General features: G+C 67.1%; 13 protein-coding genes. 7 read left to right on the forward strand and 6 right to left on the reverse strand.

What is annotated here, in order from left to right; genetic code table 11:
• Nucleotides 1-99 precede the first annotated feature (99 nt).
• The 5 genes from GOALK_RS09830 to GOALK_RS24030 all read left to right on the forward strand — a co-directional run bounded on the left by GOALK_RS09830 (nucleotide 100) and on the right by GOALK_RS24030 (nucleotide 5,817).
• Nucleotides 100-1,092: an acyl-ACP desaturase gene (locus GOALK_RS09830; protein WP_035755837.1), complete on the forward strand. Its 993-nt coding sequence runs from the start codon at nucleotides 100-102 to the stop codon at nucleotides 1,090-1,092.
• 113 nt (nucleotides 1,093-1,205) lie between these two features.
• Nucleotides 1,206-2,291, forward strand: a complete 1,086-nt coding sequence (gene dusB / locus GOALK_RS09835) for a tRNA dihydrouridine synthase DusB (RefSeq protein WP_006358657.1) — start codon at nucleotides 1,206-1,208, stop codon at nucleotides 2,289-2,291.
• Between the two features lie 175 nt (nucleotides 2,292-2,466).
• Nucleotides 2,467-4,731: an LCP family protein gene (locus GOALK_RS09840; protein WP_006358658.1), complete on the forward strand. Its 2,265-nt coding sequence runs from the start codon at nucleotides 2,467-2,469 to the stop codon at nucleotides 4,729-4,731.
• Nucleotides 4,732-4,837: 106 nt separating this feature from the next.
• A complete protein-coding gene (phoU, locus tag GOALK_RS09845) occupies nucleotides 4,838-5,500 on the forward strand; it encodes a phosphate signaling complex protein PhoU (protein ID WP_006358659.1) in 663 nt (220 codons plus the stop codon).
• 167 nt (nucleotides 5,501-5,667) lie between these two features.
• On the forward strand, nucleotides 5,668-5,817 hold the full coding sequence (locus GOALK_RS24030) for a hypothetical protein (RefSeq protein ID WP_164905310.1): 150 nt from the start codon (nucleotides 5,668-5,670) through the stop codon (nucleotides 5,815-5,817).
• A 61-nt stretch (nucleotides 5,818-5,878) separates the two neighbouring features.
• Here the strand turns inward: GOALK_RS24030 and pstB are convergent, their stop codons facing one another.
• The 6 genes from pstB to GOALK_RS09875 all read right to left on the reverse strand — a co-directional run bounded on the left by pstB (nucleotide 5,879) and on the right by GOALK_RS09875 (nucleotide 11,772).
• Nucleotides 5,879-6,655 (reverse strand): phosphate ABC transporter ATP-binding protein PstB, encoded by a 777-nt coding sequence (gene pstB / locus GOALK_RS09850; protein WP_006358661.1) that lies wholly within the window; start codon nucleotides 6,653-6,655, stop codon nucleotides 5,879-5,881.
• A gap of 25 nt (nucleotides 6,656-6,680) precedes the next feature.
• Nucleotides 6,681-7,580, reverse strand: a complete 900-nt coding sequence (gene pstA, locus GOALK_RS09855; protein ID WP_006358662.1) for a phosphate ABC transporter permease PstA — start codon at nucleotides 7,578-7,580, stop codon at nucleotides 6,681-6,683.
• A gap of 2 nt (nucleotides 7,581-7,582) precedes the next feature.
• Nucleotides 7,583-8,611 carry a phosphate ABC transporter permease subunit PstC gene (gene pstC, locus GOALK_RS09860; protein WP_006358663.1) on the reverse strand — a complete coding sequence of 343 codons (1,029 nt, stop codon included), beginning with the start codon at nucleotides 8,609-8,611 and terminating at the stop codon, nucleotides 7,583-7,585.
• Between the two features lie 156 nt (nucleotides 8,612-8,767).
• The gene (gene pstS, locus GOALK_RS09865; RefSeq protein ID WP_006358664.1) at nucleotides 8,768-9,841 is read right to left on the reverse strand and encodes a phosphate ABC transporter substrate-binding protein PstS; all 1,074 of its coding nucleotides are present in this window, start codon (nucleotides 9,839-9,841) and stop codon (nucleotides 8,768-8,770) included.
• A gap of 241 nt (nucleotides 9,842-10,082) precedes the next feature.
• Nucleotides 10,083-10,964 (reverse strand): mycothiol synthase, encoded by an 882-nt coding sequence (gene mshD / locus GOALK_RS09870; protein WP_006358665.1) that lies wholly within the window; start codon nucleotides 10,962-10,964, stop codon nucleotides 10,083-10,085.
• Nucleotides 10,965-10,968: 4 nt separating this feature from the next.
• Nucleotides 10,969-11,772, reverse strand: coding sequence for a winged helix-turn-helix domain-containing protein (locus GOALK_RS09875; RefSeq protein ID WP_006358666.1), 804 nt, complete (start codon nucleotides 11,770-11,772; stop codon nucleotides 10,969-10,971).
• A 207-nt stretch (nucleotides 11,773-11,979) separates the two neighbouring features.
• Here GOALK_RS09875 and GOALK_RS09880 point away from each other — a divergent pair, with 207 nt between their 5' ends.
• Nucleotides 11,980-12,837, forward strand: a complete 858-nt coding sequence (locus tag GOALK_RS09880; RefSeq protein ID WP_006358667.1) for an LmeA family phospholipid-binding protein — start codon at nucleotides 11,980-11,982, stop codon at nucleotides 12,835-12,837.
• Between the two features lie 411 nt (nucleotides 12,838-13,248).
• Nucleotides 13,249-14,088: a sulfurtransferase gene (locus tag GOALK_RS09885; RefSeq protein WP_006358669.1), complete on the forward strand. Its 840-nt coding sequence runs from the start codon at nucleotides 13,249-13,251 to the stop codon at nucleotides 14,086-14,088.
• Nucleotides 14,089-14,092 lie beyond the last annotated feature (4 nt).

Consider the following 14,092-nt stretch of genomic DNA (forward strand, 5'->3'; position numbering starts at 1 on the left):
ACGACGATGTCGCGATCACACTCGTGGCACCGCCGCGAGGCTGACAATGACGACACACGTACGACGACACACGCGGACACCGTTTCGGAGGACATCTATATGGCACGCGAGCTGACGCAACTCGAGCTTCTCAAGGAGCTCGCCCCCGTTGCCGAGGACAACGTCAACCGCCACTTGAAGACCGCCAAGGACTGGAACCCGCACGACTACGTCCCGTGGGACGAGGGCCGCAACTTCGCCGCCCTCGGCGGCGTCGACTACGACCCCGAGCAGTCGCACCTCGACGAGGTCGCCAAGGCCGCGATGATCACGAACCTGCTGACCGAGGACAACCTGCCCTCGTACCACCGGGTCATCGCCGACAACTTCTCGATGGACTCCGCGTGGGGCCACTGGGTCGGTCGCTGGACCGCCGAGGAGAACCGCCACGGCATTGTCATGCGCGACTACCTCGTGGTCACCCGCGGTGTCGATCCGGTCGCCCTCGAAGAGGCCCGGATGATCCACATGACCAACGGCTACGACCCGATGCTGGCGGACGCCGGCCGCGTCGACGAACTCGAGGAGCACGCCGACGAACTGGGCCTCCTCCACTCGGTCGCGTACGTGACCTTCCAAGAGCTCGCGACCCGCGTCAGCCACCGCAACACCGGCAAGGCCTGCAACGACCCCATCGCCGACAAGATGCTGCAGCGCATCGCGGCCGACGAGAACCTGCACATGATCTTCTACCGCAACATCTGCGGCGCGGGCTTCGACATCGCCCCCGACCAGACGCTGCGCGCGGTCACCGACATCGTGACCAACTTCCAGATGCCCGGCGCAGGTATGCCCAACTTCCGTCGGCACGGCGTGCTGATGGCCAAGCACGGCATCTACGACCTCCGCCAGCACCTCGAAGAGGTCGTCATGCCGGTTCTGCGCAAGTGGAACGTCTTCGAGCGCGACGACTTCACCGCCGAGGGCGAGAAGGTCCGCGAGGAGCTGGCCGCCTTCCTCGAGCAGCTCGAGAAGGACACCATCCGCTTCGAGGAGATGCGCGATCGTTCGCTCGCCCGCGAGGCCAAGAAGCGGGAGCAGCAGGCATCCTGAGCACGACCCTGAGCAGCCCGGCGCCTTCGACCTCCGAAGGCGCCGGTTCTGCGTCGTCCGCGAAACTCCGCATCGGTTCCATCGAACTCGCGAGCCCCGTCGTGCTCGCCCCGATGGCCGGTGTCACCAACGTCGCGTTCCGCACACTGTGCCGTGAACTCGAACTCGCCCGCACCGGAACCGTCTCCGGCCTGTACGTCTGCGAGATGGTGACCGCTCGCGCACTCGTCGAACGCCATCCGGTGACGATGCACATGACCACCTTCGGGCCCGACGAGAACCCGCGGTCGATGCAGCTGTACACGGTCGATCCGGAGTACACATACGAGGCCGCGAAGATGATCGTCGACGAGAACCTCGCCGACCACATCGACATGAACTTCGGCTGCCCGGTACCGAAGGTGACGCGTAAGGGCGGCGGCTCGGCCATCCCCTACAAGCGGACGCTGTTCCGCAAGATCGTCGCGGCTGCCGTCCGGGCCACCGAGGGCACCGACATCCCGGTCACCGTCAAGTTCCGCATCGGCATCGACGACGACCACCGCACGCACCTCGACGCCGGCCGCATCGCCGCCGAGGAGGGTGCCGCGGCGGTCGCCCTGCATGCCCGGACCGCGTCACAGCGGTACTCCGGCGAGGCCGACTGGAACGAGATCGCCCGTCTGAAGGAGCACGTCACCTCGGTGCCGGTCCTGGGCAACGGTGACATCTTCGAGCCCGCCGACGCTGTCGCGATGATGAACCGGACCGGCTGCGACGGTGTCGTCGTCGGCCGCGGCTGCCTCGGACGCCCGTGGCTGTTCGCCGAACTCGCCGCCGAGCTCAACGGATTCGACGCACCCACTCCTCCGAACCTGGGCGAGGTCGCCGAGATCATGGTCCGGCACTGCCAGCTGCTCGTCGACCACCACGGGGAGATGAAGGGCTGCCGCGAGATCCGCAAGCACGTGGCGTGGTACCTGCGGGGATTCCCGGCCGGCTCGGAGATCCGGCGGCGGATGGCACTCGTCGGCAGCGTCGACGAGCTACGGGAACTGCTGTCCGAACTGCCCGCCGACGCGCCGTTCCCCAGCGACGGCCACGGTCCGCGAGGCCGTCAGGGTTCGCCGGCGAAGGTCGCGCTGCCCGACGGCTGGCTCGACGATCCCGACGAGGACGTCGTGCCCGCCGGCGCGGAGATCATGCACTCCGGCGGCTGACACGTTCTGCGAAAACCGTCACAACGCACCTCTGGCTGAGGCCTCTTCTCAGGTGTGATCAGTAAGATGGCGCGGAGGTCCCGGCCTGCCGGGTCCGTACGTGCGTGCGCACCGCGTCGACCAGCCCCGACGCGCGGTTGGCGCTTTGTAGACCTCGGGGCATGAGGAACGTGCATTGAGTCGTTGGACATCGGGCCCGGACGAACCGGAGGCGGGGGACGAGGCCAACAGGTCTCGTCGTGGCCGTCGTGCCGGGCGCCCGGACGATGCGAACGACCGCCGTCCCCCGCTGGAACCACGCGCCCAGGATGCCTCCGCGTCGAGTGCGCACCCGAGTCTCCGTGAACCGCGTGCCAGCGATCGTTTCGTCCGCGGGCGGACGCGTCTGACCGTCCGCGAGCTCATGGAGCAGATGAACGCGGAGGAGCCGCGGACACCTCCGACCGACACCCCGCGTCGTGGACGTTCCCGCGCCGACGCCCCCGACCAGGCACCCCCGGCCGGTCGATCCGCGTCCATCCCGCCCACCACCCGCGGCCGGTCGCGTCGCTTCGACCCGGCGCAACCCGACCAGGTCCCGCCCCCGCGTCCCCCGCTCGGACGGAGCGACCGGGGCCAGCCCGCGGGCGACGATCGTCCCACCGAGATCCATCACTTCGGCAACGACGTCACCCAGAAGATCCCCACGATCGGTGACAAGCCCGGCGACCCGGCACCCGACCTGTCGGACCGGGCCACCGCGAAGCGGGCCATCGAGGAGTCGCGCGCCCAGGACGCCATGGTGCCGCCCGCCACCCCGAGCGAGCCGCCCGCCCGGCGTGAACCGCTCGAACGAACCCCCGACCTGACCGGTCCGCTGCAACTCCGCCAGACCCCTCGCCGCCATCCGGGACGCGGCGACGGCGACCGCCGCGGCTCACTCGTCCGCAAGACCACCGCCACCGGACGCATCCTGGTGGCCATCGCGTGTGTGACCGCCCTGGTCGGCACCGGTTTCGTCTGGAACTACCTGCAGTCGTGGAACGGCAACTGGCGCAACGTCACCGCCGTCGACGCCGAAGACAAGAACATCCGCAACAAAGACGCCCAGAACGGTGACGAGACCTACCTGATCGTCGGCACCGACACGCGCGGCGGCAACAACGCGAAGGTGGGTGCAGGAACCACTGCCGACGCCGAGGGTGCGCGTTCGGACACCGTCATCCTGGTCAACGTCCCGGCCAACCGCGAGCGCGTCGTCGCGGTGTCCTTTCCGCGCGATCTCCAAGTGGACCAGCCCGCCTGCAACTCGTGGGACAACGAATCCGGTGAGTACGGCGCGGAGATGCCGGCACAGACCGGCGTGAAGCTGAACAGCGTCTACTTCTACGGCGGCCCGCAGTGCCTGGTCCGCGTGATCACCCAGATGAGTGGTCTCAACATCAACCACTTCATCGGCATGGATTTCTACGGTTTCGAGAAGGTCGTCCGTGCGATCGGTGGCGTGGAGGTCTGTTCGACCGTCCCGCTCTACGACTACGAGATCGGCCACATCCTCCGTAAGCCCGGCAAGCAGAAGTTGACCGGTCGCCGCGCGCTCAACTACGTCCGCGCCCGCAACATCGCCTCGGAGGGCAACGGCGACTACGGCCGCATCAAGCGCCAGCAGCTGTTCATGTCGTCGCTGCTGCGGTCGACACTGTCGGGCAACGTGCTGTCCAACCCGAACAAGCTCAACAGCATCGTCAACACCTTCATCGAGTACAGCTACGTCGACGGTGTGGACACCCAGTCGCTGATCAATCTCGCCGAGTCGATGCAGGGCATCGAGGCCGGCCGCGTCTCCTTCCTGACCATCCCCACCTCCGGCACCTCCGAGGACGGTCAGAACAACGAGATCCCGCGCACCGACGACATCGACGCGATCTTCAACGCGATCATCGACGACCTCCCACTGCCCGGTGAGAAGGTCGAGAAGAAGAAGCCGACATCGAAGGCCCCCTCACGGGCTCCGAGTTCGCGGAACTCGACCGAGACCCCGGGACGGATCAACGCCACCGCGCAGAACCCCGGCAACGTCGGTGTCCGCGTGCTCAACGGCACCTCCACCACCGGTCTGGCCGCCGAGGTCTCCGAGCAGCTCACCCCGTACGGCTTCGACGTCCGCGGCGTCGCCGACGCGTCGGAGGACCGGGACGACACCGTCGTGCGGTACGGCCCGGGACAGCAGAACGCGGCCGCCACGCTGGCCGCGATGTTCCCCGGCGCCGAGATCCAGCTCGACCGGACGGTCAAGTCGGGTGTCGAACTCATCCTCGGGTCCGACTTCACCGGCGAGCTGGGGTCGGTGCCCGACGCCGGCGCCACAGTGAACGTCGAGCAGCTCGCGCCGGCCGAGAACTCCGGTGACCTGCCCAACGACCTCGCCGTCACCAACGCGGGCGACACCACCTGCACCTAGTCCGGCCGGTCCGGACGAACCGACATCGAAGGTTCTGCACCGGGCGTTCACGCTGCGTTCATCGGCCGTGGGCGGGCTGGACCGATTCCCGACGTATCCTGGGAACATGCGTACCGCCTACCAAGAGCAACTCGAGGCGCTGACCCACGTCCTGGGTGAGATGTGTGAACTCGCGGGCACCGCGATGTCGCGAGCCACCCAGGCACTGCTGCAAGCCGACCTCGCCGTTGCCGAAGAGGTCATCGGCGACGCCGAGCGGATGACGCAGTTGTCGGCCCGCGCCGAGGAGCAGTCCTTCGCCCTTCTCGCACTCCAGGCGCCCGTCGCCGGGGACCTCCGCGGCGTCGTCAGCGGTTTCCAGATCGTCGCCGACGCCGACCGGATGGGCGCGCTGGCCCTGCACGTCGCCAAGGTCGCCCGTCGACGCCATCCCGCGAAGGCCCTCCCCGAGGAGGTCAACGGGTACTTCGCGGAGATGGGCCGGCTCGCGGTGTCCCTCGCGAAGAGCGCTCACGAGGTCCTCGAGACCCGCGATCCCCAGGCCGCGCTGCGCCTGCAGGAGGACGACGACGCGATGGACGACCTCCACCGCCACCTGTTCACCGTCCTGATGGACCGCGAATGGCAGCACGGCGTCGCCGCCGCCGTCGATGTGACCCTGCTCGGCCGTTACTACGAACGCTTCGCCGATCACGCCGTGCTGATCGGTCGCCGGGTGGTGTTCACCGCGACCGGCAAGACGCCCGAGCAGTTCCAGAACGTCGGGTGATCTTCCTCGCTCACCTCCCCGGGGCGAGCGAGGGCACACATCTCGAGAGGCCGAGAATTCAGTTCGACGAACTGAACTCGGCCTCTCTTCATATCAGTGAACATCTGGGGCCGTTTGTGCCCGGAAACGATTTCGCAGCCACACAGGTCCCCGTTATGGTGGCGGGCATGGGCCAGCATCAGCCGATCGAACCCGACTTCAATGCGATGACCGACGAGGACGCCGCGGCCGCCGCTCACCGCCGGCAGATCATCACCTACCTCGGTGTCATCGCCTCGCTCGCCGCTCTGCTCGTCATCCTTCTGATCAACATGTGAGATGCAGACAGGGCCCCTCCCGTGGCGGGAAGGACCCTGTCGGAGTGAAATCGCCGCAGATCTAGCCGAAACGACCCGAGATGTAGTCCTCGGTCGCCTTCTTCGACGGATTCGAGAACATCGTCTCGGTGTCGCTGATCTCCACGAGCTGCCCGGGCTGGCCGACGCCCTCCAGGTTGAAGAAAGCGGTCTGGTCGCTCACGCGCGCGGCCTGCTGCATGTTGTGGGTCACGATGACGATCGTGTACTCCTTCTTGAGTTCACCCATCAGGTCCTCGATCGCGAGGGTCGAGATGGGGTCGAGCGCTGAGCACGGCTCGTCCATCAGCAACACATCGGGCGAGACCGCGATGGCCCGCGCGATGCACAGGCGCTGCTGCTGACCGCCGGACAGGCCGCCGCCCGGCTTGTCGAGGCGGTCCTTGACCTCTTCCCACAGATTCGCACCACGCAGGCTGCGCTCCGCGACCTCGTCGAGCTCGGCCCTGTTGCGCACGCCCTGCAAACGCAGACCGGCGACCACGTTGTCCTTGATGGACATCGTCGGGAACGGGTTGGGCCGCTGGAACACCATCCCGATCGTGGCCCGGACGCTCACCGGGTCGACGTTGCGCCCGTAGATGTCCTCGCCGTCGAGCAACACGCTGCCCTCGGCGTACGCCCCCGGGGTGACCTCGTGCATGCGGTTGAGGGTGCGCAGCACCGTCGACTTGCCGCAGCCGGACGGGCCGATGAAGGCGGTGATGCAGCGCGGCGGCACCTCGAGGGTCACGTCCTTCACCGCGTGGAAGTCGCCGTAGTAGATGTTCAGGTCTTTGATGTCGAGGCGCTTCGCCATGACTTTTCCGTTTCTACAGAGGTGTTCAGGAGGTCTTGGGCGCGAAGATCTTCGAGACGATCTTGGCCCCGAAGTAGACGATGGCCACGAGGATGACCAGGCACAGGGCCGCGCCCCAGACCTTGTCGAAGGCGCCGGGCCCGTTGTTGTACTGCTGCACCATCATCAGCGGTAGCGATTCCTGATTGCCGTCGAAGGGATTCCAGTTCATCGCTCGCGTCGAGCCGACCAGGATGAGCACGGGTGCCGACTCCCCCATCACGCGGGCGATGGCCAGCATCACGCCGGTCACGATTCCCGAGAGTGCCGTCGGCAGCACGATTTTCACGATGGTCTTCCACTTCGGGATGCCCAGTGCATACGACGCCTCACGCAGGTCCTGCGGGACGATCTTGAGCATCTCCTCGGTCGCGCGGACCACCAGCGGGACCATCAGCAGCACCAACGCGATCGCCACGACGAAACCGGAGCGCGGGAGGCCGAGGGTGGTGCGCCAGACCGCGTAGACGAACAGGGCCGCCACGATCGACGGGACACCGGAGAGGATGTCGACCATGAAGGTGGTGACCCGGGCCAGCACCGACTTCTTGGTGGCGTACTCGACGAGGTAGATGGCGACGAAGATGCCGAGCGGGATCGAGATCACGGCCGCCAGCGCGGTCTGCATGAGCGTGCCGACGATGGCGTTCGCGGCGCCGCCCTTGCGTTCCGGCAGCGTCCACCAGTCGATGTCGAGCAGCGGTTCGATGCCCCGGATGACCAGTGTCGAGACCAGCCACACCAGGGGCACCAGCGCGACGAGCAGCGCGGCGATGACGGTCACGCGCACGACGTGATCGGTGAGGCGCCGACGCTTGGCCAGCGGGGTGAAGCCCGAGGGCTTCTTTACCGGGTCGGCCGTGGGCGACGAGGTGGTGACGGTCATGGTCACTTCTTTCCGGCGACGACCGCGCGGGCGGCGGCGTTGACGACGAAGGTCAGGACGAAGAGGGTGAGGCCGGCGGAGATGTAGGCGCCGGTCTTGGCGGGCGAGTCGAACTCGGCCGCGTTGTTCGCGATCTTGGTCGCGAAGGTCTCGCCGCTCTCCATGAGGTTGAAGTTCATCGGGCCGGCCGTGGAGATGATCAGCAGCAGCGCCATGGTCTCGCCGAGCGCGCGACCGAGGCCGAGCATCGACCCGGAGATGTAGCCGGAGAAGCCGAACGGGAGCACCGCGAGCTTCACGACCTCGAACTTCGTCGCGCCGAGCGCGAGGGCCGCCTCGCGGTGACCCTTCGGCGTCTGCATGAAGACCTCGCGGGTGACCGCGGTGATGATCGGGAGGATCATGACGGCGAGCACGATGCCCGCGGTGAGCAGCGTGCCGCCGGTGGACATGTTCGCGACCTGCGTGGGCTGCTGGAAGAACGGCAGGAAGCCGAGGTGGCCGACGAGCCACTCGTTCACCGGGACCAACGCCGGACCAAGAACGAGGATGCCCCAGAGGCCGTACACGATCGAGGGCACCGCGGCCAGCAGGTCGACGGTGTAGGTGATCGGTCCGACCAGGCGCTTGGGGGCGTACTCGGTGAGGAAGATCGAGATCCCGAGCGCGACCGGCATCGCGATCAGGAGAGCGATGACGGCGACGACGACCGTCGCGTAGAACAGCTGCGGAATGCCGAATGCGAGCTGGCTGCCGCTCGTGATCCAGTCACCGGTGTAGGTGAAGAAGTTCTCCTCGTTCTTCGCCAGCGACGGGGCGGCCTGTGCGAGGAGGAACAGTGCGATGAGTCCGATGACGAGCGAGACCACGAATCCCGAACCGACCGCCAGGGTGCGGAAGACCTGGTCGGCCACGCGGTGACGGGCGGCCGAATCCAGGCCGCCGGGTGCGGCTCCGTCCGGCGGCCCGTGAAGGGCCGGCCCGTCCGAATCCGGCGAGACCGCGCCATCCTCTTTGCTCAGCGACGTCATGCGTCCCTCTTGTGCTTCCGCTCTGGTCATTGGGGCCACTTCCCGGTCCACCGCTCACAGTCCGTGCAACACGCGAAGAGTCGTGTCAGTGTGTCAACCGCGCGTGCGGGGCCGCAAACCGTGGCGGCCCCGCACGCGCTGTTCAGTTGTGTCACGTCAGGCGTTGCCGCTGCCGGCGAGCGCGTCGATGCTGCCCTGCAGCTTGGCCTTGAAGTTCTGCGGCACCGGCACGTAGCCGATCTCCTCGAGGCCGGTCTGGCCGTCGCCGAGGATCTTCGTGAACGCGTCCTTGAGGGTGGTGCTGGTCGCATCGTCGGAGTAGCCCGCCGAGCAGACGATGGAGTACGGCGTCAGCAGCAGCGGGTAGGCACCCGGGGCCTTCGACGCGAACAGCGCGTCGGTGTCGACGACCAGGTCCTTGCTGTCCGGGTTCTTGAAGGCCAGCTCGTCGAGGGCTTTGCCGGCGCTGGCGGCGTTCAGCTCCACCGGACCTGCTCCGAAGTCGATGTCGGCGACGCCGAGGTCGTTCTCGGTGGCGAAGCCCCACTCGACGTAGGTGATCGAGCCGGGGGTCTTCTTGACGGTGTCACCGACTCCGGTCGACTTGGACGCACCCGAACCGACGTTCTTGGGAGCGAACTCCTTGCTGTGCTCATACGGCCAGTCGTTCGGCGCCGAGTTCTGCAGGAACCGCTGGAAGTTGTCGGTCGTGCCCGAGCTGTCGGAGCGGTAGACCGGGACGATGTCGCCACCGGGCAGCTGCACACCCGGGTTGAGTGCGGCGATCGCCGGATCGTTCCACTTGGTGATCTTGCCGTTGAAGATCTTGGCGATCACGGCGGAGTCGAGCTTGAGGTTGTCGACGCCCTCGAGGTTGTAGGCGATCGCAACCGGTCCGACGACCAGCGGCAGATGCCAGGGATCGTTACCGTTGCAGCGTTCCTTGGCCTGGGTGATCTCGTCGCCCTTCAGGGCCGAGTCCGAACCCGCGAAGTCGACGTCGCCGGCGATGAACTTCTTGATGCCGTCACCGGAGCCGCTGCCGGTGTAGTCGAGGACGATGTCGCTGTCGTCCGAGAGGATCTGGCTGAAGTGCTCCATGGCCTTCTGCTGGGCAGTGGAACCCTCTCCACTCACCGTCTGGGTGTCTCCCCCACCACACGCCGTCACCAGGGTCAATGCCGCGATCGTCGACACCGCCGCCAGAGCGCCGTTCCGCTTGATTCTCACCGCAGGTGTTGCCTTTCCGTCTCGTGCTCCGTCCCGAGGCTCGGGTGTCCGGAGTGTCCGAAGGGAAAGCTATGCGCGCCGGGTGGCCGAATCCCCGCCAGAAGGTGAACGACAGGTGAACCGACCAAGGCAGTCCGGTGCGGATATCTCCGTGACCTCGGCACCCCGCCCCGGAGTGATCTGCGCTACGGAACGGTCGGCATCAGCACACAGCGCAGCACCGCGCGCGGGAGATCGCGACTCAGCCGTAGGCGACGTCGACGGCAAACCTGGTGAAGCCCAGGCGTTCATACGTGTGCAACGCCGCCGTGTTGTCGCCTTCGACATAGAGGTTGATCTCGGCGACACCACGCTGTGCGAGGTGGTGGAGTCCGGCCAGCGTCAGCAGCCGACCGAGCCCGCGCCCCTGAGCCTGCGGATCGACGCCGACGATGTACACCTCGCCGAGATCGGCGTCGTGTTGTTTGGTCCAGTGGAAGCCGAGAAGCCGTGTCGGGTCCTCGGTGTCGAACGCCAGGAAGAGACCCTCCGGGTCGAACCAGTCGGCCGCAACCCGCTCGGTGATCTGATCCAGCTCCCAGCCGCCCTGTTCGGGATGCCAGTCGAAGGCGGCGTTGTTGACGCGCAGGATCTCCGCATCGTCCGCCGGCCCGGCGTAGGTCCGGAGTGTGAGTCCCGGATCGACTGCCAGCTCGGGGAGTTCGTGTCCCTCCCCGACGGGGCGTCGTAGCTGCAGCAGTTCCCGACGCTTCTGCAGCCCCATCGCCGAGGCGAGGACCACCGCACCGGGAAGATCGCCGTGCGCCCACACCCGCGCCTCGAGGCCGTCCTGTCGCGCCGCGGCGAACGCGGTGTCGAGCAACGATCGGCCCAGCCCCCGCCGTCGCCGCTCCGGGTCGACGACCACCTCGATCATCGACGGCTCGCCGTCACGACCGGGCACGATGTTCGCGTAGGCACCCTTCGACCACACGTGGACGACAGGCGAATCCGGTGCTGCGTCAATCGCTTTGACCGCGTCGTCCGACAGCGGTCCGACACCGTCGGCGGACGTCGCCGCACACACCATGCGGTGCGCTTCGGCGGCCACCTCCGCCGGAGCGGCGCCTCGTCGTACCTGCATCTCGTCAGTTTCCGGCGCTGGCACTGAACTCCTCGTCGAAGGGATCGGGTCCGTCGAGATCGTGGTCGAAGTCGGCCGAGTCGACATCCGCCGCAACACCTTCCGCCGTGTCCGCGATTTCGGCAGCCGATGCCCGGCCGCGCGTCGGCCGCACCGCCTTGTATCCGACGTTGCGAACCGTACCGATGAGCGACTCGTGTTCGCTGCCGAGCTTGGCACGCAGACGACGCACGTGCACGTCGACCGTGCGTGTGCCACCGAAGAAGTCGTACCCCCACACCTCCTGGAGCAGCTGGGCGCGCGTGAACACGCGACCCGCGTTCTGCGCCAGGTACTTCAGGAGTTCGAACTCCTTGTAAGTGAGGTCGAGGGGACGTCCACGCAGTCGCGCGGTGTACGTCCCCTCATCGATGACCAGCTCCCCCAGCGTGACCTTGCCCGACGTCTCCTCTGCCGCCACGCCACGGGTGCGTGCCACCAGCAGACGCAATCGCGCGTCGAGTTCCGCCGGCCCCGTACCCGGCAGCAGGAACTCGTCGATGCCCCAGTCCGCATTGACCGCGACCAGCCCACCCTCGGTCAGTACAGCCGCCACCGGCACCGACGAACCGGTGCTACCCAACAGTCGGCACAGTCCCCGCGCCGCAGCGAGGTCTGCGCGCGCATCGACCAATGCCACATCCGCGTTGCCCGCCTCCATGAGGGAGGACACCTCCGTCGGAGCGACACGCACGTTGTGGGCGAGCAGCGACAGCGACGGCAGGACCGACTCCGGATTGGGGTCGGCCGTCAACAACAAGAGATCCACCTAGAACTCCGATCTCGTTCGTCCCGTCCCGGACCTTCCGATCTGCTCACCACGCTGTGAACGACTACGCACACGTCACCGAGGATTGTTTACGCTGCCTTACCAACGTGTGCGAGATAGATGACAGAATAGCGCCACCGCCGCACTTCGCTGTTAACAAGCCGGCCGGGGCAACGCTGCAGATGACGGGGAGGGTGGTCGTCCGATATGCCGGGCATGCGGAAGATCCTCGTCGTGGCGGTGACCGTGGCGGTCGTCGCCGCAGCGGCCGCGCTTCTCGTCGACGTCGGCGCGGCAATCCGCGGCGAACACCGACTGTCCCGGGCCCTCGCCGAATCCCCCCGCGTCCCATTCGATCCCGAGGTCACGCTCGCCGGGTTCCCCTTTCTCACGCAGGCCGCGAACGGTGAGTACTCGGGAGCGACGATCTCCGCGCGCGGTGTCGAAATGCCCGGTTGCGAGCCCGCGCGTGGCGTCTGCCGAGGCGAACTCGGCGCCACCCTGGGGCGTTTTCAGGGCGCGGATCGGGGCGATTTCACCGGGAGTGATGTTCTGCACACCGCGTCGATCTCGGCGTACACCCGCCTCGACGCGGTCACCCTCGCCCGTTATCTCCGGATCACCGACCTGACCGTGAGCACGCCCGCCCCCGACGGCAGAGCCGGCGGCGGTGGCCCCCAGGACGGTGTCGTCTCACGTTCGGAGGGAGTCGTCTTCACCGGAACGGTGGCACTGCCGCCCGAGGACGGCCTCGACGCCGACGATCCGCCGTCGGCGTCGGCGTACACCGGTCCGAAGGTCCGGGTCAGCGTCGCGGTCGACCTCTCGGTGACCTACGGCGCATTGGAGATCCGGGCGACAGACTTCTACACCGGACCCGAACGCCACCTGGATGCCGAAGTCCCCGAGGACATGCGCGCCGCCGTACTCGACCGATTCAGCATGGTCCTCCCCCGACTCCCGATGGCCTGGGGTCTCGTCGCGCAGCGCGCGGAGAGTTTCGGCGGTGACGTCCAGCTGGTCTCCGAGTCGGGGGGCACCGACGTGCGCCCGGACCGGTTCTGAGACCACCCTCGGGGCCCAGTCGCACGACGCCGACATCCGAGGCTTTTTGCGCAGGTCAGAGCGCAATCCGCCCGGGGTTTCGGAACTTGATCGGCACTGTTGTACCCTCGTGGGCATGCAACAGCGCCGTGAGTGCCTGCTCACACGTCGCCGGGCGATCGACCTCTGTCGTGTCGCCGATTGTTGCTGTCGCACGCACCGCTGACGGTGTGCCATGACAAGCGCTGCCCCGCAGCCGCGCCATGCGCACCGCCGATGACGACGGGGTGCGTTTCTCCCGAGGCCTGAGTGTCTTCTCCATGCGCCTCCTCGTTCATCACAGACAGAGCCGCGGGCGCCGTCCGCGCCTCGCCGCTATTCCGCACCATCCGATCCATCCATCACCAGTTATTCATCCGAAAGGAACCAGACATGGCACGTTCCGACGTCCTGGTCAGCGCCGAGTGGGCTGAGCAGAACCTCAACGCCGACAACACGGTCTTCGTCGAGGTCGACGAAGACACCTCGGCTTACGATGGCGGCCACATCCCGGGCGCGATCAAGCTCGACTGGAAGCAGGATCTGCAGGACGGCGTCCGTCGCGACTTCGTCGACGCCGACCGCTTCTCCAAGCTGCTGTCCGAGCGTGGCGTCGCCAACGACGACACCGTGATCCTCTACGGCGGCAACAACAACTGGTTCGCGGCCTACGCCTACTGGTACTTCAAGCTGTACGGCCACAACGACGTCAAGCTGATCGACGGCGGCCGCAAGAAGTGGGAGCTCGACGGCCGTCCGCTGTCCTCGGATGCGGTCACCCGTCCGGCCACCGAGTACAAGGCCTCCTCGCCCGACCTGAGCATCCGCGCGTTCCGCGACGAGGTCATCGACGCCATCGGCACCAAGAACCTGGTCGACGTGCGCAGCCCTGACGAGTTCTCCGGCAAGATCCTCGCGCCGGCGCACCTCCCGCAGGAGCAGGCGCAGCAGCGTGGCCACGTCCCCGGCGCCATCAACATCCCGTGGTCGACCACCGCGAACGAGGACGGCACCTTCAAGTCCGACGAGGAGCTCACCGCTCTGTACGCGGACAAGGGATTCGACGACAGCCGCGAGACCATCGCGTACTGCCGCATCGGCGAGCGCTCGAGCCACACCTGGTTCGTGCTGACCGAGCTGCTCGGCAAGAAGAACGTCAAGAACTACGACGGAAGCTGGGTCGAGTACGGCTCGCTGGTCGGCGCCCCGATCGAACTCGGAGAAGGAAAGTAACAAC

The organism is Gordonia alkanivorans NBRC 16433 (genome assembly GCF_000225505.1).
Lineage (GTDB): Bacteria > Actinomycetota > Actinomycetes > Mycobacteriales > Mycobacteriaceae > Gordonia > Gordonia alkanivorans.